25 protein-coding genes and 1 pseudogene are annotated in these 25,916 nt (G+C 65.8%); 9 read left to right on the top strand and 17 right to left on the bottom strand.

Annotated features, from left to right (window positions below; all coding sequences use genetic code 11):
- Positions 1-494: 494 nt before the first annotated feature.
- From gyrB to mutM, 12 genes are all read right to left on the bottom strand, one after another.
- Entirely contained in the window at positions 495-2,891 is a 2,397-nt protein-coding gene (gene gyrB / locus ABJO18_RS13960) for a DNA topoisomerase (ATP-hydrolyzing) subunit B (RefSeq protein WP_348515974.1), read from the bottom strand.
- A gap of 71 nt (positions 2,892-2,962) precedes the next feature.
- Positions 2,963-3,682, bottom strand: a complete 720-nt coding sequence (locus tag ABJO18_RS13955; RefSeq protein WP_348507888.1) for a TVP38/TMEM64 family protein — start codon at positions 3,680-3,682, stop codon at positions 2,963-2,965.
- Positions 3,679-5,331, bottom strand: a complete 1,653-nt coding sequence (locus ABJO18_RS13950) for a glycosyltransferase family 39 protein (RefSeq protein ID WP_348507889.1) — start codon at positions 5,329-5,331, stop codon at positions 3,679-3,681. The genes ABJO18_RS13955 and ABJO18_RS13950 overlap by 4 nt, the downstream gene beginning before the upstream one ends.
- Entirely contained in the window at positions 5,328-6,104 is a 777-nt protein-coding gene (locus ABJO18_RS13945; RefSeq protein WP_348507890.1) for a glycosyltransferase family 2 protein, read from the bottom strand. Before ABJO18_RS13945 ends, ABJO18_RS13950 begins: the two co-directional genes overlap by 4 nt.
- Before the next feature lie 93 nt (positions 6,105-6,197).
- Positions 6,198-6,824: a LysE family translocator gene (locus ABJO18_RS13940; RefSeq protein ID WP_348507891.1), complete on the bottom strand. Its 627-nt coding sequence runs from the start codon at positions 6,822-6,824 to the stop codon at positions 6,198-6,200.
- On the bottom strand, positions 6,821-7,996 hold the full coding sequence (recF, locus tag ABJO18_RS13935) for a DNA replication/repair protein RecF (protein ID WP_348507892.1): 1,176 nt from the start codon (positions 7,994-7,996) through the stop codon (positions 6,821-6,823). The genes ABJO18_RS13940 and recF overlap by 4 nt, the downstream gene beginning before the upstream one ends.
- Positions 7,993-9,111, bottom strand: coding sequence for a DNA polymerase III subunit beta (gene dnaN / locus ABJO18_RS13930; RefSeq protein ID WP_348507893.1), 1,119 nt, complete (start codon positions 9,109-9,111; stop codon positions 7,993-7,995). Before dnaN ends, recF begins: the two co-directional genes overlap by 4 nt.
- Positions 9,112-9,301: 190 nt before the next feature.
- Positions 9,302-10,870 (bottom strand): chromosomal replication initiator protein DnaA, encoded by a 1,569-nt coding sequence (gene dnaA, locus ABJO18_RS13925; protein WP_348515973.1) that lies wholly within the window; start codon positions 10,868-10,870, stop codon positions 9,302-9,304.
- 379 nt (positions 10,871-11,249) lie between these two features.
- Positions 11,250-11,516: a 30S ribosomal protein S20 gene (gene rpsT / locus ABJO18_RS13920; RefSeq protein ID WP_271187927.1), complete on the bottom strand. Its 267-nt coding sequence runs from the start codon at positions 11,514-11,516 to the stop codon at positions 11,250-11,252.
- Positions 11,517-11,629: 113 nt separating this feature from the next.
- Positions 11,630-12,406, bottom strand: a complete 777-nt coding sequence (locus tag ABJO18_RS13915) for an enoyl-CoA hydratase (protein ID WP_271187928.1) — start codon at positions 12,404-12,406, stop codon at positions 11,630-11,632.
- Positions 12,407-12,538: 132 nt separating this feature from the next.
- Positions 12,539-13,480: a TraB/GumN family protein gene (locus tag ABJO18_RS13910; RefSeq protein WP_348506872.1), complete on the bottom strand. Its 942-nt coding sequence runs from the start codon at positions 13,478-13,480 to the stop codon at positions 12,539-12,541.
- A 129-nt stretch (positions 13,481-13,609) separates the two neighbouring features.
- Complete coding sequence (gene mutM, locus ABJO18_RS13905) at positions 13,610-14,467, bottom strand: bifunctional DNA-formamidopyrimidine glycosylase/DNA-(apurinic or apyrimidinic site) lyase (protein ID WP_348506873.1); 858 nt, start codon at positions 14,465-14,467, stop codon at positions 13,610-13,612.
- A 125-nt stretch (positions 14,468-14,592) separates the two neighbouring features.
- On the opposite strand from mutM, the gene ABJO18_RS13900 reads away from it, so the two are divergent.
- Complete coding sequence (locus ABJO18_RS13900; protein ID WP_348506874.1) at positions 14,593-15,375, top strand: class I SAM-dependent methyltransferase; 783 nt, start codon at positions 14,593-14,595, stop codon at positions 15,373-15,375.
- 3 nt (positions 15,376-15,378) lie between these two features.
- On the opposite strand, the gene ABJO18_RS13895 is transcribed toward ABJO18_RS13900, so the two are convergent.
- Positions 15,379-15,786 carry a hypothetical protein gene (locus ABJO18_RS13895; RefSeq protein WP_348506875.1) on the bottom strand — a complete coding sequence of 136 codons (408 nt, stop codon included), beginning with the start codon at positions 15,784-15,786 and terminating at the stop codon, positions 15,379-15,381.
- A 113-nt stretch (positions 15,787-15,899) separates the two neighbouring features.
- Here ABJO18_RS13895 and ubiB point away from each other — a divergent pair, with 113 nt between their 5' ends.
- From ubiB to cysK, 5 genes and pseudogenes are all read left to right on the top strand, one after another.
- Complete coding sequence (ubiB, locus tag ABJO18_RS13890) at positions 15,900-17,438, top strand: 2-polyprenylphenol 6-hydroxylase (protein WP_348506876.1); 1,539 nt, start codon at positions 15,900-15,902, stop codon at positions 17,436-17,438.
- 52 nt (positions 17,439-17,490) lie between these two features.
- A complete protein-coding gene (locus tag ABJO18_RS13885) occupies positions 17,491-18,036 on the top strand; it encodes a protoglobin domain-containing protein (protein ID WP_348506877.1) in 546 nt (181 codons plus the stop codon).
- Positions 18,037-18,114: 78 nt separating this feature from the next.
- Positions 18,115-19,300 (top strand): annotated as a pseudogene (gene coaBC, locus ABJO18_RS13880) (bifunctional phosphopantothenoylcysteine decarboxylase/phosphopantothenate--cysteine ligase CoaBC).
- 63 nt (positions 19,301-19,363) lie between these two features.
- Positions 19,364-19,816, top strand: coding sequence for a dUTP diphosphatase (gene dut / locus ABJO18_RS13875; protein WP_348506878.1), 453 nt, complete (start codon positions 19,364-19,366; stop codon positions 19,814-19,816).
- 16 nt (positions 19,817-19,832) lie between these two features.
- Complete coding sequence (gene cysK, locus ABJO18_RS13870) at positions 19,833-20,786, top strand: cysteine synthase A (RefSeq protein ID WP_348506879.1); 954 nt, start codon at positions 19,833-19,835, stop codon at positions 20,784-20,786.
- Positions 20,787-20,947: 161 nt separating this feature from the next.
- On the opposite strand, the gene ABJO18_RS13865 is transcribed toward cysK, so the two are convergent.
- Entirely contained in the window at positions 20,948-22,255 is a 1,308-nt protein-coding gene (locus tag ABJO18_RS13865; protein WP_348506880.1) for a DEAD/DEAH box helicase, read from the bottom strand.
- A 99-nt stretch (positions 22,256-22,354) separates the two neighbouring features.
- Here ABJO18_RS13865 and ABJO18_RS13860 point away from each other — a divergent pair, with 99 nt between their 5' ends.
- Complete coding sequence (locus ABJO18_RS13860; protein WP_348506887.1) at positions 22,355-23,098, top strand: HesA/MoeB/ThiF family protein; 744 nt, start codon at positions 22,355-22,357, stop codon at positions 23,096-23,098.
- Here the strand turns inward: ABJO18_RS13860 and ABJO18_RS13855 are convergent.
- The 3 genes from ABJO18_RS13855 to ABJO18_RS13845 all read right to left on the bottom strand — a co-directional run bounded on the left by ABJO18_RS13855 (position 23,095) and on the right by ABJO18_RS13845 (position 24,531).
- Positions 23,095-23,304, bottom strand: a complete 210-nt coding sequence (locus tag ABJO18_RS13855; protein WP_348506881.1) for a hypothetical protein — start codon at positions 23,302-23,304, stop codon at positions 23,095-23,097. The genes ABJO18_RS13860 and ABJO18_RS13855 overlap by 4 nt on opposite strands.
- A gap of 13 nt (positions 23,305-23,317) precedes the next feature.
- Complete coding sequence (locus tag ABJO18_RS13850; protein WP_348506882.1) at positions 23,318-23,536, bottom strand: hypothetical protein; 219 nt, start codon at positions 23,534-23,536, stop codon at positions 23,318-23,320.
- Between the two features lie 71 nt (positions 23,537-23,607).
- The gene (locus ABJO18_RS13845; protein ID WP_348506883.1) at positions 23,608-24,531 is read right to left on the bottom strand and encodes an MBL fold metallo-hydrolase; all 924 of its coding nucleotides are present in this window, start codon (positions 24,529-24,531) and stop codon (positions 23,608-23,610) included.
- A gap of 183 nt (positions 24,532-24,714) precedes the next feature.
- Between ABJO18_RS13845 and ABJO18_RS13840 the strand changes: the two genes are divergently transcribed.
- Both ABJO18_RS13840 and fabA read left to right on the top strand, forming a co-directional pair.
- Positions 24,715-25,293 carry an SH3 domain-containing protein gene (locus ABJO18_RS13840; RefSeq protein ID WP_348506884.1) on the top strand — a complete coding sequence of 193 codons (579 nt, stop codon included), beginning with the start codon at positions 24,715-24,717 and terminating at the stop codon, positions 25,291-25,293.
- 88 nt (positions 25,294-25,381) lie between these two features.
- Positions 25,382-25,915 (top strand): bifunctional 3-hydroxydecanoyl-ACP dehydratase/trans-2-decenoyl-ACP isomerase, encoded by a 534-nt coding sequence (gene fabA, locus ABJO18_RS13835; RefSeq protein ID WP_348506885.1) that lies wholly within the window; start codon positions 25,382-25,384, stop codon positions 25,913-25,915.
- The last annotated feature ends 1 nt before the right edge of the window (position 25,916 follow it).

Here is a 25,916-nt window from a genome sequence, read left to right as displayed (position 1 = left end):
GTCCCGCAAGGGATCCGGGTAAATCTCCGCGTGCGGGATGCCTCGGGCATCACCACCAAAGCTTCAAATCGGACACGCGATGTCCGCCGTGCATCCCGCACCCCTCTCATCGCTCCAGGCGCACAGCGCCGTGGAGGGTTTTGTGTTTCCTCATCTGCAAACACACACGATTTTTCCCGGAAGCGCGCAGCGCTGTCCGGGACCGACTGGAAGCCGCTCACGCTTCACGCAGCAAAGCAGATCCCGGATCTGCAGCCTGCCTGCGCAGGCTGAAGCCTGCGCCCGCGAAAGCGGGTGGCCGGGAGAAATGGAAGAGGTTGAAATGCGCACTGCCGCTTTCCCCGGACCTGTTCCGGGGCCTGCCGGCGTTTCAGGTGCAGGCTCAACCGGGCCCCGGCACGGGGGCCGGGGGAAGCGGGGGAGAATGGGAAAAGCCCCCCGACACACAAACGCCCGCCCCAGGAGGGCGGGCGCTGTGATGCGTCTCGACACGTCTAGGCGTCGACTTCGGCCTCGAGCGCGTGCTCCTGGATGAAGTCGCGGCGCGGTTCGACAACATCGCCCATCAGCTTGGTGAAGAGCTCGTCGGCGGTATCGGCATGGGTGACCGAGACCTGCAGCAGGGAGCGCGCATTCGGATCGAGCGTGGTTTCCCAGAGCTGGCCGGGATTCATCTCGCCCAGACCCTTGTAGCGCTGGATTTTCATGCCCTTGGCCCCGGACGTAATGACGGCCTCGACCAGCTGGCTGGGCGAATGGATCCGCACAGCGCCGGATTTCGGCGCGAACACGGCCGGGCCGGTATAGTCGCCGGCGATTGCCTGGGCCCGCTCGGACAGGCGTTTCGCCTCCGGGCTTTCGCGCAGATTGGCGTCAAGCACCACGGTTTCGGTGACGCCCCGGAGCTCGCGCTGGAAGATCAGCTGGTATTCCTCGCCCAGGCGCGCCGTCCAGCCATCCTCGCCCTCATCGGCAACGGCGTTGAGGCGTTCGGCGGCTGTCTTCACGGCCTCTTCGGACGGCTCCAGCACCAGCGCACCGGCCAGGGCGGCGGCTTCCAGGGCGAAGCCCGGAGCCCGCGCCGTCAGGCGGTCGACGGAGAGTTTCACGCCGCGCGCCGAAGCGACACGGCCGGCCAGGTCCTGGCCATAGATCACCTCGCCACCGGCCAGGGTCAGCGTCGCGTCGGACGCGCCTTCCTCGATCAGGTAGGCGTCCATTTCCGCCTGGTCCTTCACATAGCGTTCCGAGCGGCCCTTGGTGATCTTGTAGAGCGGCGGCTGGGCGATATAGAGGTGGCCGCGCTCGATCAGCTCGGGCATCTGCCGGTAGAAGAAGGTGAGCAGAAGCGTGCGGATGTGGGCACCGTCCACGTCGGCATCGGTCATGATGATGACCTTGTGGTAGCGCAGCTTGTCGTAATTGATCTGGTCGCGCCCGATGCCCGTGCCCAGCGCCGTGATCAGCGTTCCGACCTGGTCGGACGAGAGCATCTTGTCGAAGCGTGCGCGCTCGACATTGAGGATCTTGCCCCGCAGCGGCAGCACGGCCTGGTTCTCGCGGTGACGGCCCTGCTTGGCAGAGCCGCCGGCCGAGTCACCCTCGACGATGAAGAGTTCGGACTTGGCCGGATCCTTCTCCTGACAGTCGGCGAGCTTGCCGGGCAGGGAGGTGATGTCCAGCGCCGACTTGCGCCGCGTCAGCTCGCGCGCCTTGCGGGCGGCTTCGCGGGCGGCGGCGGCCTCGATGATCTTGGAGACGACCATCCTGGCTTCGTTGGGATGCTCCTCGAACCATTCGGCCAGCGCCTCGCCGACCGCGCCCTCGACGGCGGGACGGACTTCCGACGAGACCAGCTTGTCCTTGGTCTGGGAGGAGAATTTCGGGTCCGGAACCTTCACCGACAGGACGCAGGTCAGGCCTTCACGGGCATCATCGCCGGAGATGGCGACCTTGGCCTTGGCGGCCAGGCCGGACGAGCCGGCATAATTGTTGATGATACGGGTCAGCGCACCGCGGAAACCGGCCAGGTGCGTGCCGCCATCGCGCTGGGGAATGTTGTTGGTGAAGCAGAGCACATTCTCGTGATAGCTGTCATTCCACTCCAGCGCCGCTTCCACCGAAACACCGTCACGTTCGCCCTGGATCAGGACGGGCGGGGTGAAGAGCGGCGTCTTGGTGCGGTCGAGATGCGAGACGAAGGCCGCCACGCCGCCCTCATACATCATCGTGTCGGAGAAGGGCTCCGGGCCGCGGTCATCCTTCAGCGTGATCTTCACGCCGGAGTTCAGGAAGGCGAGTTCGCGCAGCCGGTGCTGCAGCGTGTCGCGATCGAACTCCGTCATGGTGAAGGTGTCCTCGGAGGGCATGAAGCGGACTTCCGTGCCCTTCTGGCCCTCGGCCTCGCCGACGACCTTGAGATCTTCCTCGGCCTCGCCGCGGCGGAAGCGCATGTGGTGCTTCTTGCCATTGCGCCAGATGGTCAGATCCATCCAGTCGGACAACGCGTTCACCACCGACACGCCCACGCCGTGCAGGCCGCCGGACACCTTGTAGGAATTCTGGTCGAACTTACCGCCGGCGTGCAGCTGGGTCATGATGACCTGGGCCGCAGAGACGCCCTCTTCCTTGTGGATGTCGGTCGGAATGCCGCGACCGTCATCACGCACCGAGGCCGAACCGTCGGCATGCAGGCGCACCACGACTTCGGTACAATGGCCGGCGAGCGCTTCGTCGATCGCATTGTCGACGACTTCGTAGACCATGTGGTGAAGGCCGGAACCGTCATCGGTGTCGCCGATATACATGCCCGGGCGCTTGCGCACGGCGTCGAGCCCTTTGAGGACCTTGATCGACTCCGCGCCGTATTCTTGATTCGCTTGTTCCGTCATGGGATTGTTGTACAGGTTTCGCATCCCTGTGACCACTCGCGCGCACACGCGCGCGTACGTACGCGCGTGAGTCAGTTCGCGGCGTCTTCAGCCTCGGGACGGACCATCCGCCGCTTCAGCCAGTTGCGGCCAATCACGCCGATGAGGACGAGCAGCAGAACCGCCCCGCCGACCGCGATCCAGGCCTGCAGGCCGGCGCCCTCGATCCCCCGGATCGCGGCATGGCTGGCAAAGGCGATCAGCGCCATTTTCGGCACGCTGCCGATCGCGGTCCCGGCGATGAAATCGCGAAAGCGCATCGGCGTGCAGCCGGCCGCGGCATTGATCACGATGGAGGGCAGGGTCGGCACGAGGCGGATCACCGCACTCGCCCAGAAGCCGTGGCGTGCCAGCTCGTCCATCACGATGGCGGCGTCGGAGCCCGCCCGCTCTTCCACCCAGCCCGCGCCGAGCTTGCGGCCGAGGGCGAAACCGAGTGCACAAGCGGCCAGCTTGCCGGCCCAGCTGTATGCAAAGCCCGCCCAGGGTCCGAAGGCCGCCACCATCGCGGCGATCAGCACCGCCTGCGGCGTGCCCAGCAGGATCAGCACCAGGAAAAGCACCAGCGCGACCGGCGGCGCCCAGACAGTGCCGCCTGCCGCGTCGAGCATGTCCAGACCGCGCCGTGTGACGTCTTCGGGCAGAAGAAAGGCCGCAAACCCGCCCAGCGAAAACAGGGCAACAAGCACAATCAGGGCCGCCGCCCGGCCCGGATGGCGCCGGACAAGACCGGCCAGCGCCCCGGGGATCACGGCCCCGCCCGGTAGAGCGTCAGCCGCATCTCGTCGCCATTGGAGTAGTTCTGCCCCTCGATCGTTTCCAGCGCCTGCAGGGACAGCCCCAGCGCCTCGGCCTGCGCCAGAAAGGGTTCGGCCTCGGAGGCATCGATCAGGGCCAGCGAGCAGGCCGTGTCCGCCGCCAGCCGGGTCGCGGCATCGGCGGGATCTGCGGCGAGCACGGTGTCATAGGGACCATGGCGATAGACCAGGCTGGGCTCGCGGAAGGCGGAGGTGACGAGATGGGTCGGTTCACACGCCGCATGCGCGTCGACGGCCGCAACGATGCGCGGCGTCAGCCACAATGTTTCCAGCCGCGGCATGGTCACGCCATAGACCGTGATCACCGCCAGCGCCCCGCCGGCCAGCCCGGCTGCGAGAGACGCCGGGCGGCGGCCGGTGAGATAGAGTGCCAGCGCCGCGGCTGCGGCGAGGAATGTGGCCGCGCCCAGCACGACGAGCATCGGCGAGACAACGCCCTCGGACCAGTGGAACCCGGCCGCCGGCACCGCCGCGACCAGTCCGGAAAAGGCCAGCCAAACGGCGGCATAGAGCCCCGCCGCAATCTTCAGCCAGAGCGGTGCCTTGCTGTCGCCCGGTGCGAAGATTGCCGCAACGGCCAGTACAGCCAGCGCCGGATAGGTTGGCATCACATAGTGGGGCAGCTTGGTCGCGATCAGCTCGTAGGCGATCCAGGCCGGCACGACCCAGCAGATCAGGTAACGCACGGCCGGGCGGGCCCGGTTTGCCCAGGCCCACCAGCCGGCGAAGACTGCAAACAGCGAGCCCGGCCAGAAGGTCAGCGAGAACAGGCCGAGATAATAGCCCGGCGGGCCGGCATGGGATTGCTGGCTCTCGCCCACCTTGCCCATCAGGCTGTCGCCGACGGCTTCGGCGTAGAAGGCGCCGTCGGACACGATGCCGATGGCGACATACCAGGGCAAGGCAATGATCAGGAAAAGCGGCACGCCCCAGAGCGGTTTCAGTCCGCTGAGCCAGGAAAACTTGCGGTCCCAGACCAGAAGCGCGGCCAGCGCCAGGCCGATGAAAAGCAGGATGATCGGTCCCTTGATCATCATGCCGGCGCCCAGCGCGGCCCAGAACAGGGCCGGCCGCCACCAATGCCCCTGCGGCTGCAGATAGACCCGCATCAGGGCGAGGTGTGCCGCCGTGATTGTCGCCAAGAGGACCGCATCGGTCTTGGCAATCCGCGCCTCGAAGCCGACGGCCAAGGCGGTCGCGACGAGCAGGCCAGCACCCAGCCCCGCGGTGCGTCCGAAGAGGCCGGCCGCGATGGCCGCCGTCATGGCGACCGCAGCAAGGATCCCGAGAAAGGAGGGAATACGATGCGCCCAGATCGCACGGTCGTCCGCCGTGCCGGTCAAGGTCACGGCGATCGATTGCAGCCAGTAGATTCCGGCCGGTTGCAGATAGCGTTGTTCTTCCTGGAAGCGGATGTCGATGAAATCGCCGGTCTCGACCATCTGGCTGGTGGCGACGGCATAGCGGCCCTCATCGCGATCCACCGGCGGGATGGAGGAGATACCCGGCAACAGCACCACGCAGGAGACCAGGACCAGAACGAGCCAGTCCTTCCACCCCAGGCGGCTGGCGGCCTCGCTCACGGGCGGCGCTCTTGGATGCGGCCGGGTGCCTTGGTCCGCCGCACCAGCCAGATCACGCCCATCGTGTCGAATATGCCGACGAAGGCGCGGCCGATATTGGTGTATTTCGACTGGCCGGCATGGCGGGCGCGGTGGCGCACCGGATGATTGATCAGCGGATGCCCATAGCGCTGGAACAGGGCCGGCAGGAAGCGGTGCATGCCCTCGAAACAGGGCAGCAACAGGAAGGCCTCGCGCGGGAAAACCTTCACGCCGCAGCCGGTATCCGGGCAGTGATCGCCCAGCACCGCGGCACGGAATCCGTTGGCAATACGGGTCGCCACCAACCGGGAGACCGGATCATTGCGGCGCACACGTGTGCCGGCAACCAGCGGCGCCTCACCCTCGGCGGCCCAGGCTTTTTCCAGCATGTCGGGAAGATCGGCCGGATCGTTCTGCCCGTCGCCATCCATGGTCGCAATCCAGGGCGCCCGCGCGGCCAGAACGCCGGAGCGGACCGCCTGCGACTTGCCGCAGCGACGGTCATGGCGGACGACACGGACGCGCGGGTCCTTTGCGGCGATATCCTGCAGGATGTCAGGCGTAGCGTCGCTCGACCCGTCATCGACAAAGACGATCTCGAACGCGCCGGCGCGTTCCATTTCGCGCAGCGTTTCCTCGCACACGGCGGCGACATTCTCCGCCTCGTCGAGCACGGCGATCACGACGCAGGCCCGCGGCCCCTCGCCGGACCGTTCCGGCCGCCGGAAATCGATGCTTGTCGGATCGCTCATTTCCCTGCCCCGATCATTGCGCCGCGAGTGTGTGCCGCTTCGGCGCCGGTTACAAACCTCAATCGCCGCATCGTGCGTCCGATAGCCGGCATGCTAGCGCGCCACCAGAAGCAGGATGGCGATACCGGTCATCACCAGCCCGGTCACGATATCCGCCCCGCGCCGGACCGCCGGCGTTACCAGCCATTCGCGGGCCCGATGCGCGCCGCCGATATAGGCGCCCGCCGTAAGTACGGCCAGCACGGTCATCATGGCCAGCATCAGCGCGTATGTGGCCGGCGTGATCGCCTCGAGCGGCACAAAGGCCGGCACCAGGGTCAGGTAGAAAACGATGGGCTTGGGATTGGAGAGCGGCATGGCGACACCCGCCACGAAAGTCGCGGCATGGCTGCGTTTCGAGCCCGCCTTGAAGACTGGCTTCGGCCGGGCGCCGGTCCAGGCACTCCAGAAAGCCCGGAACGCCATCCAGGACAGATAGGCCACGCCGACCAGCTTGGCCGCCAGCCAGAAGCCGGACAATTGCGTCGCCAGCGCCGACAGCCCCGTCACCGCCAGGGTGAACCAGAACATGTCGCCCAGCAGAATGCCGAAGCCATAGATGGCCGCATTCACCGGCCCGGCATCCAGGGTCCGCGCCACCATCGCCGCAATCCCGGGGCCTGGCGTGATGAACAGGACCAGCAACGCACCGGCAAAGAGAAGAAGATTTTCCGGCGTCATTCCGGCCGCCTTACACGGGCCGCGTCGACCTCGAAATACTGCACCCGCTCCCCAAAGGGCTCGAACAGCACGCGCTCCACGCCGGTCAGCCAGGCCTGGGAGCCGGAGGCGAGAATTTCGCGGGCGAGGCCCTCGCGGCGGGGGGCATCCAGATGGGCGCAGGCCTCGTCGAACAGCAGGAGCGGGGCCACGCCGCCCTGCCAGGCGAGCGCCCGGGCCTGGGCCAGAGCAAGGGTGAGGATCAGCGCCTTCTGCTCGCCGGTCGAACAGTCACCGGCGGGCTGGTCCTTCTCCCGATGACGGGCGACCAGTTCGGTCCGGTGGGGGCCGCGCGTCAGGGTGCGGCCCGCCGCGCCGTCCCGCCGGCGGCCGTCGCGCAGCGCGGCGGCAAACCTGTCTTCGGCTGTCCCGGCATCCAGCCCGTCGGCCAGATCGGCCTCGACCGCGCCGTCGAGCGCCAGATCGGCTTGCGGAAAGGCGCCCTCGGGACGGGCATCGATCTCGCCCTGCAGACGGATCAGCGCATCGAGCCGGGCGGCTGCCATGGCCACGCCGTGACCGGCCATCTCGCTTTCCAGCGCGTTGAGCCAGGCCGGATCCGCCTGGCCCTCGTCCAGCAGACGCTGACGGCGCGTGCGCACCTTGTCATAGGCCGTCGCCGCTTCAGCATGGGCGGGGTCGGCTGCGTAGACGAGCCGATCGAAAAATTTCAGCCGGTCGGCCCGGGGACCGGCAAACAGGCGGTCCTGGGCCGGGGTCAGCCAGATCATCGGCACCAGCCGCGCCAATTCCCCCTGGGGCGCCGGCTCGCCGTCGATCCGGGTTTCCCGCCGCCCGCCATTGCGCGCGCCGACGCCGAGACGCACCTCGCCATCGCGCGTCTCCATCTCGGCGAAGACGGCCCAGGCCTCGGCCGGACCGGACGCGTCCTTGCGCGCAACACCGTCAGCCCCGGCCGAACGCAGACCGCGGCCTGGCACGAGAAAGGAGAGCGCTTCGAGCAGATTGGTCTTGCCCGCCCCGTTGGCGCCGTAGAGCGCGACCGGGGCCGGGCCCAGTTCCAGATCGAGCGCGGCATAGCAGCGGAAATCGGTAAGCCGCAAACGACGAACCGCCGCAGGCGGAACCGGCGGCGGTGTCGGAGTCTCGAATTCGGTAAACCCGTCCGTCACACCCGCAACGGCATCAGCACGTAGAGCGCGTCTTCATCGCCGCTGTCGGTCACCAGGGCTGGCGAGGCTGCATCGGCGAAGTGGAAACGCGCCTCGTCGCCTTCGATCTGCGAGGCGACATCGAGCATGTAGCGCGCATTGAAGCCGATGGCGAAGCCTTCGTCGGAATAGGACACGGCGAGCTCTTCCTCGGCCTGTCCGCTTTCCGGATTGTTCACGGCCAGCGTCAGCGTGTCCTGACCCAGCGAGAGCTTCACCGAGCGCGACTTCTCGACCGAGATCGTGGCGACGCGGTCGACGGCCTCGGCGAAACGTTTGTTCTCGACCGACATCACCCGGGTATTGCCGCGCGGAATGACGCGCTCATAGTCCGGGAAAGCGCCGTCGATCAGCTTGGAGGTCAGCACGGCGCGGCCCAGGCGGAAGCGGATCTTGCCTTCGGAGACCGAGACCTCGACATCGTCGTCGGCGTCTTCCAGAAGACGGCGGACCTCCTGCACGGTCTTGCGCGGTACGATCACACCCGGCATGCCGTCCGCACCATCCGGCAGATCGATCTCCGCCAGCGCCAGACGCACACCATCGGTCGCGACGGCACGCAGCGTCTTGCGGCCATCATGCTCGGCGGCATGCAGATGGATGCCGTTGAGATAGTAGCGGGTCTCTTCAGTCGAGATCGCGAAACGGGTCTTGTCGATCACCCGGGCCAGTTCGCTCGCGGGGACCGAAAAACGGTGTTCGAGATCCTCGGTCGGCATGACCGGGAAATCGCCCGGCGGCAGACAGGGCAGCGAGAAGTTCGAGCGGCCGGCTTTCAGCGTCAGCCGCGGATCGCCGCCCGTCATCTCCAGCGTGACATCGGCGCCGTCCGGCAGTTTGCGGGTGATGTCGTAGAGCGTGTGCGCCGGCGCGGTCACCAGACCTTCGCCCTCGCAGGTCGCGTCCGTCGTTTCCAGGATCTCGATATCAAGATCGGTGGCCGCGAAACTCGCACCATCCGGCCCGGCCGAAATCAGGACATTGGACAGGATCGGGATCGTGTTGCGCTTTTCGACGACGGCCTGAACATGGCCCAGGGCCTTCAGGAGCGTTGCGCGCTCAATCGTCAGCTTCATGTCTTACGTCCGCTTGCACATTGGCGGCATCACCGCAGCGTGACACCGGGTCGGTCGGGACAGCACGGCGAGCAAATCACCCCGTGCCGAAACAGGTGGGTCAAAGAGGATACATGAAAACGCGCGTTCGCAAGAGATTTCTCCAGCGCACGCGCCTTCTCCACAACTGACATTGGCCGGAGGACCTGGCCTAGCTCTGCAGCTCGCGGGTCAGCCGATCGATATCGTCACCCACCGGATCCCCGGCTTCCAGCAGCGCTGTGACCTTGTTGACCGCATGGATGACGGTGGAATGGTCCCGCCCGCCAAAGCGCCGGCCGATATCCGGCAGCGAACGCGTCGTCATCGTCTTGGCCAGATACATCGCCACATGGCGCGGGCGCACGACGCTCTGGGTGCGGCGCTTGGAACAAATATCTGCCGGCGTCACGCCGTAATGGCTGGCGACGACCTTCTGGATATCATCCACTGTCAGGCGCCGCTCGGAATTCAGCGACAATTCACGCAGCGCCGTGGACACCGCCTCCATCGTCACCGGCAGCCCCAGCAGCGCGGTGCGGCAGATCACATTGTTCAGCACGCCTTCCAGCTCGCGCGGGCTGGTGGTGATCCGGGCGGCGAGGAAGTCGCGCACGGCTTCCGGCACGTCGAGCACCGGATAGTGGCACTTCGCCTGCGCGATCTTGCAGTCAAGGATCTGGCGGCGCAGATCGAGATCGGGTTTGCCGAGCGGACAGGACAGACCGCCCGTCAGCAGCGAACGCAGCCGGTCGTCGGACACCTGCAGCTCGGCCGGCGGCCGGTGCGAGGCCAGCACGACCTGCTTGTTCTCGGCAATCAGCGCCGCGATCGTGTTCAGCAGTTCGTCTTCGGTCTTCAGCTTGCCGGCGATGAAATGGACATCGTCGATCAGCAGCACATCGACACCGCGCACGGTTTCCTTGAAGGAGATCGTATCGCGCGCCCGCATGGCAGTCACAAAGCCGGACAGAAATTCCTCGGCGGTCAGATAGAGCGCCTTGCGCGGCCGCGAAGTGTGCTCGAAGGCGCTCGACATTGCGTGCATGAGGTGGGTCTTGCCGACGCCGTAGTCACCGTAGAAGAAAACGGGATTGAAGGGCGGAGTCTGGGCGCCGACCACGGTGCGTGCTGCTGCGGCCGCAACCTCGTTGGCCGGACCGACCCGGAAGCTGTCGAAGGTAAAACGGGTCTCGCCGATCGCTGGCTCGGCGTCCGCTTCCCGCGAAGCCCGCGACTCCTTCACGGGCGCGTCCGAAACAGCTTTTTTTAACAGCTCGGCGCGCTTTGCGACCACCGGTTGAGCATCCGCACTGCCCTCAACGACGAGATGGACCGGGCGAAGCGTCGTATCAAGCTCGGACCAGATCGCGCGAATTCTCGCTCCCCAGTGGTCCTCCACCCAGTCACGATTGAACTGGCTCGGGGCAACGATGACAACCGCACCGGACTCCGAAACGCTGACCCGGAGACGGGCGATTTCCTGGGAGTAAAGTGCCTGACCGCACTCGTCCCGGAGCCGGGATCTTACCTGACGCCAGATAGCCGAAATGCCACCGGTTCCATCGACTTCAAAGCCCGCTGTCTTTGCCTCTGCCACAGCCAGTTTGTTCAACGCCATCGTTCGCCACACTTTTGTTTTTATCACGCGATTGCGCGGTTCAGGTGTTTGTTTTTTAGGCAAAAATCCACCCACACAACAAGACGGATCGCCTCGTCGATATCGGAAATTTATCCGCATGGGATTGGTCGCCCTCAGGAGCCCAGAGGTTACGCCTTCCCCGATTATGGTCAACCGGATTCAACGCCTGATTCTGGAGATTCTTCGCTTGACACGAGAAATCCGTGATCGGATCGAAGCTTGTCGTTTACGACAGATTTACGACACTCATAACGGTCTTTTTTCGCGACAAAACCGACGCATCCCGCTGGCCGGAAATCAAGTCCGGCGATGAGCCCTTGCTCATCCGTATCAGGAATAAAATATCAATAATTTGGCACCCCCGGAACCCGCTCACGGGCCGGGCTTGCCCGGGCCCGCCAGAGTCCGGCCGAAAAAAATGCGCCCGGAACGTGTGTTCCGGGCGCATCGCATTTTTCGTCGTTTCAGCGACGGCCGATCAGGCCGACATCGCCTTCACGCGGGCCGAAAGGCGCGAAACCTTGCGCGAGCCGGTGTTCTTGTGAAACACGCCATTGGAGACAGCGCGCATCATTTCCGACTCTGCCTTGACCAGGGCCGTCTTGGCCTCGGCCTGGTTGCCGGCCGCGATCGCAAGCTCGACCTTCTTCACGAAAGTCCGGACGCGCGAGCGGCGCGCCTTGTTGACAGCCGTGCGGCGCGCGATCTTGCGAACCATCTTCTTGGCCGAGTTTGTATTGGCCATGGATCCTAACCTCTTCATGCGGCCGGGCGCTCAAGGCGGCCGGCGAAATCCGTGAGCGGCGGCGTATAGGCCCTTGCAGCCGGGCCGTCAACCGCCGTAATGCGCTTTGACCGCTAGCGGTGCTTGAAATGCGGGGCGCGCTTCTCGGCAAAGGCTGCCATGCCCTCGCGCTGGTCTTCCAGAGAGAATTGCGACTGGAAGACACGGCGCTCGAACAGAACGCCTTCCGTGAGACCCACTTCGAAGGACCGGTTGATCGCTTCCTTGGTCATCATGGCCACCGGCAGCGACTTGGTCGCGATCGCTTCTGCCGCTTCCATAACCGTGTCCATCAGGTCGTCAGCCGGGACAACGCGCGAGACCAGCCCGGCACGCTCGGCTTCCTCGGCATCCATCATGCGGCCCGTGAGGCACAGATCCATGGCCTTGGCCTTGCCGACAGCGCGCGGCAGGCGCTGCGTCCCGCCAGAACCCGGCATGACGCCAAGATTGATTTCCGGCTGGCCGAACTTCGCGGTCTCCGACGCGATGATGAAATCGCACATCATGGCAATCTCGCAGCCGCCGCCCAGCGCATATCCCGACACCGCCGCGATGATCGGCTTGCGGAAGCGTGCAACGGACTCCCAGGTCTGCGCAAACGGGTCGTTCAGGTAGAGGCTGACCTGATCGCGGCTCTGCAATTCCTTGATGTCCGCGCCTGCGGCAAAGGCCTTGCGCGAGCCGGTCAGCACGACGCAGCCGATGTCCTCATCGCGCTCGAATGCCGCCAGAGCCTCGGCAAGTTCGCCGGTCAGAGCGTCGCACAGCGCATTGAGCGCCTCGGGGCGGTTCAGCGTGATGACACCAACCCGTCCCTCGGTCTTAACCTGTATCGTCTTGTAGGCCATTCGGCACTCCATGTGACGGCGCGGAAGCCCCCGCGCGGGAAAAATCCGCGCCGCTATAACGCACGGTGGCGCGAGCGTCGATACCGGCGAGTTCGCCGGAGTCATCCGCTCGCGCCTCCAGTCAGCGATCGGCTATTGGCGAACAACCTCATAGCCCTGGTCACGCAGCAGCTCGATCACGCCTTCATCACCGGGCAGGTGGCCTGCACCGACAGCGATGAAGACCGTGCCCTCGCCTTCCAGGACAGCCTCGATCTGCGGGATCCAGTTGCGGTTACGCTGGACGATCACGGCCTCATAGACCTCCGGCTCGTCCTCACGCAGGTCGCCGTTCACATACTCGTCGAGCGCTTCGACATCTCCGGTCGCCCAAGCACGCACCATGTCGTCCACTTCCTGCGGCAGGTCTTCCAGCTCATGCAGGGTCTCTGCGAGACCGCGGACCTGTACCTCCTCAGGAATACCGGCAAGGAAGCCGATCTGCTCGGCGGCGGTTTCGAAATAGCCAAACTCGATATCGGTGCCATTGACGCGCGCGATCAGCTGCATTTCGGTTCCGGCCGCCGGGTTGAAGCCCATCTGCTGGATCTTGGCGACGCTGAGCATGAGCTGGGCCAGCCAGGGGCGGAGCGGGTCCAGCGCGGCCGGCGCGGCTCCGACGCTCGGCGCGACTTCGGCGAGAAGCGCGCGGGTTTCCTCGTCCAGCATCGACGAGAGCGTCACGCCTTGCGGATTGAGGCCGTATTGCGGGATGAGCGCCTGCATCTGGGCCTGGGCCTCGGGGCTGTGCACATCGGCTTCCAGATAGAGGGTCTGCGCGGAGTCGACCGCCTCCATCAGTGTATCGGTCTGCCAGTCCAGCGTATCCGGCAGGATGTGGAAGGTGCCGAAGATGTACACGTCCGAGTCCGCGTCAGAGACACGCCACAGCGCCGGGTCTGCCTGAACGTCCGAATAATCGATAGCAGCGGGCTGGGCCTGCGCCATGGTGGCGCTGGCCAGGAACCCGGCCAGCAGAGCGGTTCCGGCTGCGAGCGCAGGGCGCATGCGGGTCAGTCGGGAAACAGGAAGCATGAGGTCTTTCTCCTTGGAGCGCAGATCAATGACAGGTTTTCTAGGCGAGATCGCGGCACGTGTTATCCGGGATTGTAGGGATAACGGTCCCTGCGCGGCAACACCACCACAGATAGTGCGCACGGAAACCTAACGCTGGCAGGACGGGCAGAAGAAGGTCGATCGCGACGACTGGACGATCCGGCCGATCGTGCCGGAACATCCCTCGGTCACACACGCTTCACCTTCGCGGCCATAAGCCCGGAAGCGGTGCTGGAAATAGCCCAGCGCACCGTCGGCCGCCGCGAAGTCGCGCAGGGTCGATCCTCCCGCGGCAATCGCCTCGTCGATCACGCTTCGAACCACCGGCGCCAGCCGTTCCGCCCGCTGACCCGGAATACTGGAGGCCAGCCGCCGCGGACTGATGCCGGACCGGTGCAGCGCCTCGCAGACATAGATATTGCCAAGCCCCGCGACGATTTTCTGGTCCAGCAGCGCCGACTTGATCGGCGTCCGGCGGCCCGCCAGCACTTCGGACAGATAGGCGCCGGAGAACCGGTTATCGTTCGGTTCGGGACCAAGCCCGGCCAGATAGGGGTTGTCACTGTCGCGCTCGAACAGATCCATGAAACCGAAACGGCGGGGATCGTTGTAGCGGACCGTCACGCCGCCCTCGACGTGCAGGACAACATGGTCATGACGCGGATTGGCCGGCATGGCATGCACAAAATCGCCGGGCTGTGCTGTGCCCTGTTCCGCCTCGATCGAGTACCGCCCGGACATGCCCAGATGCGAGAGGAGCGTCAGATCGCCGTCCAGGCGGATCAGCAGGTATTTGGCCCGGCGGTCGATGCGGACAACCCGGCGGCCGGTCAGCCTGTCGGCAAAGCCGGCGGGGAACGGAAAGCGCAGATCGGCCCGGTTCTGCTGCACGGAGAGAATCCGGCGCCCTTCCAGGGCCGGTACAAGACCGCGTCTTACGGTTTCAACCTCGGGAAGCTCGGGCATGGCGATCCGTCCTTTTCGCCTGTATCGCCCCGTTCCGGCCTTGCGGGCAAGCGCCTGCCGGCTGCGACACTGCGAACCGCCCGGGCCGCTTTCCCCACATCGCGCCGGGGTTTATGGTCGCGGCCATGACAGAGACCCAGACCCATTCCACTGTTTCCTTCGGCTTCAGCGATGTGGCCCGCGAGGAAAAGGCCGGCCTTGTGCGCGGCGTGTTCGACCGTTCGGCGCGGCGCTATGACCTGATGAACGACCTGATGTCGGTCGGGGTGCACCGGGTGTGGAAGGACATGGTGATCACCCGCGCCAATCCGCAGCCCGGCGAGCGGCTGATCGATGTCGCCGGGGGTACGGGAGACCTCGCACGCAGCTTCCTGGCGAAGGCCGATCGCGCGGCCGCCCGCCGCGGCGACCCGCGGCATGCCGAGGCCATCGTGCTGGATATCAACGAGCAGATGCTGCGGGCCGGTGTAAAGCGCGGCGTATCGGACCGGCAATCGGGCCGCATCCAGTGGGTGACCGGCAATGCCGAATGCCTGCCTCTGCCCGACCGCTCGGCGCACTGCGTCACGATCTCGACCGGAATCCGCAATGTCACCGAACGCCTTGCGGCGCTCAGTGAGATGCGGCGCGTGCTCAAGCCCGGTGGCCGCTTCCTCTGCCTGGAATTCACACGGCCGACCAGCCGGGCCTGGGAAAAGATCTACGACGCCTGGTCGTTCAACGTGATCCCCGAACTGGGTGCCCACATCGCGAAGGATCGCGAAAGCTATCAGTATCTGGTGGAATCGATCCGGCGCTTCCCCGATCAGGAAACATTTGCCGCGGAACTGCGCGAGGCCGGCTTCAACCGCGTCAGCTACACCAATTTTTCCGGCGGCATCGCAGCCCTTCACACGGGCTGGGCCTAAACCTCAGGCCTGGTCGCCGGCGCGCTTGCGCAGCAGCCAGGCCTTGGCAGCTGTCACCGTGTCAAAGAGTTCGAGGCCCGGCGCATAGGCGTCGCGGCCGAAATTGACCCAGTACTCGACCAGCGGCTTCTGGATCGCGTTTCCGCAGACCTGGGCGGAATAGTTCGGCGTATCGCCATAGTGTTCGGCGATGAACGCGACCAGATCGTTCCGGACCCGCCGGAAATCCCCGGCCGAGATACCGCCCAGCAACCCGTCATCATACACCACGATCCGGTCGCAATGCGGCGTCCAGCCCGGCATCGCCACCAGGCGCTGCATGACCTCAAGCGCGTCTTCGATCGCCACCTCGCCTCGGTAGCGAATGACGGCCCACTGGTTTTCACGGTCGAGGTCGATTGTATGTTTCACGGCGCAACAATCGGATACCCGTTGCGCGCAGGCAAGCATTCTTGCCGACTGCTTGCTGCGCGACTTCACGCCACGCTCGCCAAACGGCGCTGCAGACACTAAACCGGCTTTCGATGCTTGCCTCCCTCGCCTCCTTTTTCCGTCTTGTGCGTGCCCTGGTCACCCTGGCGCGGCACGATGCGATCCTGCCGGCCGAATACCAGTCGGTCTATCCGGCCTCGGCGCGGATGCTGGGCCGGGTGACGCGTCTGTTCGCCCGGCGCGGCGGCCCCGAAAATCCCGGCGAGCGCCTCGCCCGGGCACTGGAGGCGCTGGGACCCTCCTATGTGAAGTTCGGCCAGATCCTCGCCACGCGCGGCGATGTCGTCGGCGAGCGCTTTGCGCGCGGCCTGGCCCGCCTGCAGGACAAGATGCCGCCCTTCGGCGATGCCGAGGCCCGCAAGGTTCTGGCAGAGGAGTTCGGCGCACCGGCCGAGGAACTGTTCGCCGAGCTGGGCCCGCCGGTCGCGGCGGCCTCTATCGCCCAGGTCCACAAGGCCCGCACCGCCGACGGCCGGGACGTCGCGGTGAAGATTCTCCGGCCCGACGTGGAACGCCGCATCGCGCGCGACATCCGGACGCTATCGCTCGGCGCTTCGCTTGCCGAGCGGTTCGCACCGGCCTCCCGCCGTCTCGAGCCGCGCAAATTCGTCGACACAGTGTCCCGCTCGCTGATGGTCGAGACCGATCTGCGTCTCGAGGCCGCCGCCGCGTCCGAACTCTCCGAAGCGGCGGCCGTGGCGGAAGGTTACCGCATCCCGGCGGTCGACTGGTCGCGCTCCAGCAAGCGTGTCCTGACCACGCAGTGGATCGACGCCATTCCGCTGTCCGACATCGAACGCGTGGCGGGCAGCGATCTGGACCGGCCGGCCCTGGCGACGCGCCTCACCCGGGCCTTCCTGGCAACCGCCCTCGATCGCGGGGTATTTCACGCCGACATGCATGCAGGCAATCTCTTTGCCGGAGAGGATGGCACCGTCTGGGCTGTCGATTTCGGCATCATGGGACGCATCGGCCGGGCCGAACGGCGCTTCCTCGCCCTCATCCTGCACGGCTTCCTGACGCGCGACTACATGGCGGCCGCCCGCGCCCATTTCGCGGCCGGTTATGTGCCGCAGCATCACTCTGTCGAGGATTTCGCCAGTGCGCTGCGCGCGGTCGGCGAGCCGATCTTCGGCAAGCGGGCTGACGAAGTGCCGATGTCGCGCGTGCTGCTGCAGCTCTTCGAGATCACCGACCTGTTCGACATGCGTCTGCGCCCGGAACTCGTCATGCTGCAGAAGACGATGGTCCAGTGCGAGGGTGTGGCCCGCCAGCTCGACCCCAAGCACGACATGTGGGGCGCCGCGGCCCCCGTGGTCGAACGCTGGATGAAGCGCGAGCTGGGTCCTGAAGGCCGCATCCGCGATCTGGGTGAAGACCTGCAGCGCCTGCACGATGCCGCGCGCCAGCTGCCCCGCGCCATCGACGACTGGGCCGAGGTCGGCGCGATGCTGAAGGCCGGCGAGCTGAAGCTGGGCGGCAGTCCGCGCATCCGGCCATGGGCCCTGCGCATTGCCTGGCTGGCCGCCGCAGCGGCAGCCGGTGCCTTTGCCGCACAGGCTCTGTTCTAGTTTTAGCGGTCCTCTACACCTTCCCTCAAGGAAGCTGTGATTGACTGCTTGCATGGCAAGGCACGACTCGATCCCGAACGAACAACGCGAGATCCAGCGCGAGTTCTTCCGCATCGATGCGGAGACGGCGGAGCGTATCCGCCATCTCAAGCCGCGCCTGATGACCTATGCGCACGAAGCCCTGGAGACGGTGTTCGATCATCTGATGGGCAATCCGGAAGTCGCGCACTATTACGAGATCGCCGAGAACGTCACCTATCTGCGCGCCGGCATGCTGGCCCATTGCGAACGCCTGTTCGCGGCGCGCTACGATCACGCCTACTACGCCGCGACCGACGAGATGGGCGAACGCCATTCGCGCCTGGAATACCACTCGCACGTCTACACCGCGGCCTATACCAACATGTTCGCACGCATCGTCGAACTGGCCATGTCGGACCGCCATCGTTTCACCGTTGACGACATCACGGCCCTGACGCGGGTGACCATGTACGACATGGAGCTGACCGTCGGCGCCTTCTACCGGCATCGCATGGAAAAGCGCGATGCGCTGGCGCAGGACACCGAGAAGGTCCGCGAACTGCTCGCGGCGAGTTGAGCGGCCCGGCACACCCTTCCTCTTGGGATTTGCGCCCGGAAGCGCTACCTGTCTTCCCGTCCTGACGGGAGATGAGCCTTGTCCAGTCCGCGCATCCTGCTGATCATCGGCGGCGGCATCGCCGCCTACAAATCCCTCGAACTCATCCGCGAGCTGAAACGCCGGGAGATTGGCAGCCGCTGCATCCTGACGAAGGCCGGCGCGGAATTCGTCACGCCGCTGAGCGTTTCCGCGCTGTCGGGCGAGAAGGTCTATGCCGACCTGTTCGACCTCACGGACGAGGCGGAAATGGGACATATCGAGTTGTCCCGGTCCGCAGACCTCATTGTCGTCGCACCGGCGACCGCCGACCTGATGGCCAAGGCAGCGACCGGCATGGCCAATGATCTGGCCTCCACCACACTGCTCGCCACAGACAAGCCCGTGCTGATGGCCCCGGCGATGAATGTGCGGATGTGGCTGCATCCGGCAACGCAAAGAAATCTGGCAACCCTCAGCGGCGATGGCGTGCATTTTGTCGGGCCCGACGAAGGCGACATGGCTTGCGGGGAGTACGGACCGGGTCGCATGGCCGAGCCGGGAACGATCGCCGGCAAGATCGAGAGCCTGCTGAATGTCTGAGCCGCTGGCTGGCCGCCATGTCCTGGTCACGGCCGGACCGACGCGCGAGCCGATCGATCCCGTGCGCTTCATCTCCAATCATTCCTCCGGCAAGCAGGGTTATGCCATTGCCGCGGCCTGCGCCGCGCTGGGCGCGCAGGTGACGCTGGTCGCCGGACCGACCGCCCTGGCTGACCCCAACGGCGTGACGACCATTCATGTGGAAACGGCACGCGACATGCTCGATGCGGTCGAGATGGCCCTGCCTGCAGACGTCTTCATCGCCGTGGCCGCCGTGGCCGACTGGCGCCCGGCCCAGCCCTCCGACCGCAAGCTGAAGCTGGACAAGGCCAGTTTCTCCAGCCTGCAACTGGTCGAAAATCCCGACATCCTCAAGACGATCTCGCGCCGCGACACAGACCGCCCGGGCCTGGTCATCGGCTTTGCTGCCGAGACCCACGACGTCGAAGCGCTCGCCCGCGCCAAGCGCGAACGCAAGGGGTGCGACTGGATCGTCGCCAATGACGTTTCCGGCGATGTGATGGGCGGTGCGGAGAACGCCGTCCTGCTGGTCACCGCCGAAACGTCCGAGGCGTGGGAGCGCGCGCCCAAGGGCGTGATTGCGGAAAAGCTGGCAAACCGCATCGCCGCAGCCCTCGCCTGACTTGCCTCGCACCGCGACGCATCGGAAAACAGGGCAGCATCCAGACCATGAGGGCCGCCGCACATGACCGTATCCGTTCGCATCAAACCGCTTGAGCACTATGAAGGCCTCGCCCTGCCGGCCTATGAGACGGCCCAGTCTGCCGGCATGGACCTGCGCGCCGCAGTCGCCGAAGACGCGCCCGTCACCATTCCGCCGGGCGAGTGGCGGCTGATCCCGGTGGGGATCGCTATTGCCCTGCCGGCCGGCTACGAGGCCCAGGTGCGTCCGCGTTCGGGCCTGGCTGCCAAGTTCGGCATTTCCTGCGTCAACACGCCGGGTACGGTGGACGCCGACTATCGCGGCGAGATCCGCGTCAACCTGATCAATCACGGCAAGGCCGATTTCGTCGTCAATCGCGGCGACCGCATCGCCCAGATGATCATCGCCCCGGTCACGCAGGCCGTGTGGGAAGTCGCCGACACGCTCGACGAAACCGCGCGCGGCGAGGGCGGTTTCGGCTCGACCGGTATCTAATCGAAGGGAGTTCCCCATGACCGAACAACCCGGACGCGGACGCGTCTACGCCTCCATCGCCGACACGGTCGGCAGCACGCCCCTGGTCGAGATGAGCGGCCTGGCGAAGTCCCATGGCGTGAAGGCGCGCATCCTCGCCAAGCTGGAATTCTTCAACCCGCTGGCCAGCGTCAAGGACCGGATCGGTGTGGCGATGATCGACGCGCTGGAAGCCGCCGGCAAGCTGGGTGAGGGCACGGTGATGGTCGAACCGACCTCGGGCAATACCGGGATCGGGCTCGCTTTCGTCGCCGCTGCGCGAGGTCACAAGCTGATCCTGACCATGCCGGAATCGATGTCGATCGAGCGCCGCAAGCTGCTGAAATATCTTGGCGCCGAGCTGGTTCTCACCGAGGCGGCCAAGGGCATGAAGGGCGCCATCGTCAAGGCCCAGGAAATCATCGACGCCACGCCTGGCGCGGTGATGCCGAGCCAGTTCGCCAACCCGGCCAATCCGGCGATTCACCGCAAGACGACGGCGCTGGAGATCTGGAACGATACCGGCGGCGAGGCCGATGTGCTGGTCGCCGGCGTCGGCACCGGCGGCACGATCACCGGCTGCGCCCAGGTGCTCAAAGAGAAGAAGCCCGGCTTCCACGTTGTGGCAGTCGAGCCTGAAGACAGCCCGGTCCTCTCCGGCGGCGATCCCGGTCCGCACAAGATCCAGGGCATCGGCGCGGGCTTCGTGCCGTCAATCCTAGAGACCGATCTGATCGACGAAATCGTCACCGTCTCCAACGCTGCCGCCTTCTCCACCGCCCGCGAAGCCGCCCGCACTGACGGCGTGCCCGGCGGCATCTCCTCCGGCGCCGCCCTCAAGGCCGCCCTGGAAATCGCCAAACGCCCCGACATGGACGGCAAGACCATCGTCGTGATCCTGGCCAGCTGTGCGGAGCGCTATCTGTCGACCGCGCTGTTCGAGGAAGAGTAGGGCCGGACTGCGGGCCCCGCGGCTCAATACCGTCATCCTGACGAAGGTCAGGACCCAGATCGCAGGGCGAGCGGGTGCCAAGTCTGGCACGACCCGGCTTTTCGAACTGGGTTCCGGCCTTCGCCGGAATGACGGTGAAAACCGGCCAGGCGGGTGACTGGCTAAGCCTCCACGCTCGCGGGCGCCGGGTCGCAGAAGCTGCGGACGTCGAAAATGCGCGGGTCCGAGATGATGTCGCCGGGGGTTAGCGGGCGCGACAATTCCAGCCCCTCCAGCGAGCGGGCCCGCGACAGGGCGACATAGGCCTGCCCGTGGGCGAAGAGGCGGCGGGCGAGATCGAGATAGACCTTGTCCAGCGTCAGACCCTGGGCCTTGTGGATCGTCATCGCCCAGGCCAAACGTAGTGGATACTGGGTGAAAGACCCCGCCGTCGTCTTGGTCAGCGCCTGGGCTTCCGGATCGAAGGCATAGGCGTTGCGCTCCCATTTCTGGGGTTCGACGGCATAGGTCGTGTCGCCGATGCGCACCCGCACCGCCTTCTCGTCGAAACCTTCCACCTCCCCCAGCGTGCCATTGACCCAGCGCCCCGCCGGATCGTTGCGGGTGAGCATGACGCGGGCGCCGGTCTTCAGCGTCAGCGGTTCCTCCGCCGGAAACAGCCGCGTGTCGAACTGGCCTTCCACCTTGGCCTCGAACGCCCGTCCCGGTGTGCGCAGGCCTTCCAGCCGCGCGGAATTGATCCGCCAGGCCGCCTCATTCGTCGAGGTCAGAACGATATGGGTCAGCGAGGCTTCCAGGCCGGAGCGGCCGGTCACCCGGTCATTCAGCTCCGCCGCCTCGTCGGACGTCAGATCGCCATCGCGCACGGCATTGAGGATGTTGATGAAATACTCGTCGGTCTGGCGAAAGACCTGCTCAAGCTCGACCAGCGAGAAACCGGCCTGGCGGAAGGGTTCCGGGTTGAAGAAGAAGGGCCCGCCGAACGTGCTCTCCAGATATTCCGCCTCGGCCCCCTGGATCACCGGCGGCAATTGCGCGAGATCGCCCACGAGCACGACCTGCACGCCGCCAAACGGCTCGTCGCGCTCGCGATTGACCCGCAGCGCCTTGTCGATCGCCCACATCATGTCGGCCCGCACCATGGAGATCTCGTCGATCACCAGGGTTTCCAGTGCCTGCACCACGCGGCGGTGGCGCACCTTGCGGATATCACGCGCGCCGATCATGCGCGGCGGAAAATGGAAGAAGGAGTGGATGGTCTGTCCGCCAGCCTGCATCGCCGCCACGCCGGTCGGCGCGATTACCGCGGCGCGATTACCCGCCCGGCGCAAGAATTCGCGCATCAGCGTGGTCTTGCCCGTGCCCGCCCGGCCGGTGATGAAGACATTCGGCCGCGCACCCGTCAGCCAGTCGAGCAAGCGGGTCTGCTGGTCGGACAGGGTCGGCTGGACCGACGCAAGCTGGGACACGGTGGACATGCCCCGTAAACTGGCCGGGTTCGGGTAAAAAGCATAGTGCGAAGCGGCAGCGTGCTTGATAACCGCCCGGCAATCCGCCACCTCTCCTGCATGACAGACGAGATCGATATCGAGCGCTTTGCGCGCCACATCGTATTGCGCGAGATCGGCGGACCGGGCCAGCAGGCTCTGGCGCATGCCCATATCGCCATGATCGGCGCAGGTGGTCTGGGCGCCCCGGCGGCGCTCTATCTCGCAGCAGCCGGCATCGGCCGCATCACGCTGATCGATCCGGACGCGGTAAGCCTGGACAATCTGCAGCGCCAGATCCTGTTCCGCACGGCGGATGTCGGGCGCTCAAAGGTCGAGACGGGTGCGCAGGTCCTGAACGCTCTCAATCCCGGCACGCAAATCGTCGCGACCCGCGAGGCCCTCGATGCCGGCAATGCCGAAAGCCTGCTGGCAGGTGCTGATCTGATCCTGGATGGCTGCGACAATTTCGAGACCCGCTTTGCGGTCAATGCCGTCAGCCGCAGGCTGGGCATTCCGCTGGTCTCGGGCGCGGTCGGGCGGTGGGACGGGCAGGTTTCGCTGTTCAATGCGTCGCCGGACTCGCCCTGCTATCGCTGCTGGGTGCCGGAAATTCCGCCGGACGCGGAAACCTGCGCGCGCGTCGGCATTGTCGGGGCGCTGGTCGGGGTCGTCGGCTCGATGATGGCGCTGGAGGCGATCAAGCATGTCTGCACGGCCGGCGAAACACTGGACGGGCGGATCTGGCTGTTCGACGGGCTGTCGATGGAGAGCCGGGCGGTGAAGCTGCCGCGAGACCCTGACTGTCCGGTGTGCGGCGGCTAGAGATTGTCAGCTTGGCGCTGCTCGCTGCGGCGGGCTTTCACCATCAAGGCCGCCCCGCCAGCGGTCGCCGGGAGCAGGGTAAAGAGCTGGGACAGGGCGAGATTGCCGCTGAGCGCACCGATCGCGGCCCAGGCCATCAGCCCGACCATGATCACGCCAACAGCTGCGAGCCGAAGATGCCCGGCCTCCCACGCGCTCAACACCATGACACTCTCCCCTTCAACGCCTTGCCGTCAGCTGCAGTCCCAGTCCGATGGCAACACCGGGCGCAAGGCCAAAGGCCAGCCCCAGTACGAGATTGGAGGTCGCCAGGCCGATAATCAGCCAGAGCAGCAGGCCGATACCCAGCCCCGCAGCAAATCCCAGGGGGCGTCCCAGGCGGGATCCGAGCGGGGCTGGGCCATGCGACCCGGAAGGGGGTGTTTCCGGTTTTGCCATAACACACCATTTAGCGCGTCAAGGCTGACCGGAAACTGGTCACAGGTTTAAATCTTGGTCACGATCCGCGCCTACTCGTAGGCAAATTCATTGCCGACGGCATCATTGTAGAGCGTCTGCACCATGCGGTCGGTGGTGATGAAACCCCAGTTCCAGTCATCGTGCAGATCGGCCAGCGGTTCGGCCGCACGCACGGCTTCCAGATCGGCACCGCCCTCGACGAGCGTGCGCACCCGGAACGCGGCTTCACGCAGCATGTCGATCGAGGCCTGCAGGTCAGCGCGGGTCGAGAGCGGCCCATGGCCCGGAATGATGCGCGTCTCTTCACCGGCGATCTCCATCCCGCGCTCCATGGCGGCGATATAGCCGTCGACCGTGCCACCGGCCGACAGGTCGATGAAGGGGAAGAGGCCGGAGAACATGACGTCGCCCATATGCAGCACGTCCGCCTCGCGGAAATAGACCAGCGCATCGCCATCGGTATGGGCGGTGGGCACGTGCGTGACCTCGACCGTCTGCCCGTTCATGTGGAAGGTCAGGTCCTCGCCGAAAGTGATGATCGGCAGGGTCGCCGGGCTTTGCGCCCATTCGTCGTCGGCATCGGCCAGGCGGCGGCGGATATTGTGATGCGCCGCGATGGTCGAGCCCAGCTCGGCAAAGTGCGCATTGCCGCCGGTATGATCGCCATGCCAGTGCGTGTTGACGATAAAGCGCGGCGCATTCGTGCCGGTAACCGCCACGACGGCGCCCTCGATCACGGCCGTCGTGTTCGGCAGCTGGTCGTCGACCATCACCACACCGTCATCGCCGGCAAGCACGGCGAGATTTCCGGCGATGCCGGTCGACATCATGAAAATGCCGTCGCCCATATCGGTCGTTTCGACCTGGACATCCTCGCTCTGGCGCATCCTTACACTGGCCTCGGCCGCACGCGGCACGACACTGCCGGCGGCGAGAAGCGCGGCGACACTCGTTATCGCAAGACGAAAGCTCATCCTGTCCCTCCCTGAATCGGTGCGGCCGCTCCGGCCGCCTGTCTGAAGATATAGGAAGGCGCGCTGCGATTTCATCTTTGCCGGTTTTGCACGGCGGGTTCATGCTGGATGCGCGTTGGGACGCACCGCTTTTACGGCCTGTTCACCGAAGCCGGGCACAGGCTTGGTGGAAGGAGTCCGTTCATGCGCCGCTCGATCATGCTTGCCCTCGCCGTCACAGCCGCCGCCCTGGCGTCCGCTTCTGCCGTCGCGCAGGACGACAGCGACCGTGCCGACACGCCGTCAGGCCAGCAGGTGCCGCGCTTTGTCAGCCTGAAAGTGGATGTCGCCAACGGCCGTTCCGGACCATCCCGCTCCCACCCGATTGCCTGGCGCTATGTGCGGGCGGGTCTGCCGATGGAAGTGATCGCGGAAACGCCGGACTGGCGCCGCGTGCGCGACCCCGATGGCGAGGTCACCTGGATGCACCGGTCGATCCTGTCCGGCCGCCGTTCAGTCTGGACGCTTGACGAAACACCCCTGCATGCACGGGACAATGGCGACTCCCCGGTCGAGGCGATTGCCGGGCCGGGCGTCGTTTTGTCGCTCGAACGCTGCCGCACCGGCTGGTGCCGTGTCGAGGCGCAGGGTTATCGAGGCTGGGCAAGGACGGACACGCTGTGGGGCGTGTATCCGGAGGAAAGAGCAGACACCGAGACGCAGACGGGTGACGGCAGCGCCGTCTTGAGCACCACCCGCCCGCGTGATACCGCTCTGCCCTGATCCACCCGGCCGGCCTTCGGACCGGGTCCCAGTGACCAGCCCGGCGGCCACCTTCTTCCGGTCGTACGCGGCGCAACCGATCGGCTACATGACTGAACGCCAAAGCTCTTTCAGCTACGAAGATCTGATTGAATCCAGCGAAGGCCGGATGTGGGGTCCCGAGAACGCCCAGCTCCCCGCACCGCCCATGCTGATGATGGACCGCATCGTCCATATCGACGAAGACGGCGGCGAATACGGCAAGGGCCATATCGTCGCGGAACTGGATATCAATCCCGATCTCTGGTTCTTCGATTGCCACTTCAAGGGCGACCCCGTCATGCCCGGCTGCCTCGGCCTCGACGCCATGTGGCAGCTGGTCGGCTTCTTCCTGTGCTGGAAGGGCAATCCGGGCAAGGGCCGGGCGCTCGGCGTCGGCGAAGTGAAGTTCAAGGGCGAGATCAAGCCGGAGACCAAGCAGGTCCGCTATGTCATCGACCTGAAGCGCGTCATCCAGCGCCGCCTGATCATGGCCATCGGCGACGGACGTGTCGAAGCCGACGGCAAGACCATATATACAGCGAAAGATCTGCGCGTGGGCCTGTTCAAGCCCGGCGAAATGGCCTCACCCCAGGAGACCTGAC

Source organism: Maricaulis sp. (assembly GCF_039978735.1).
GTDB lineage: Bacteria > Pseudomonadota > Alphaproteobacteria > Caulobacterales > Maricaulaceae > Maricaulis.
The sequence above is the reverse complement of the archived record's forward strand: the minus strand, read 5'-3'. Positions and strand labels throughout refer to the sequence as shown.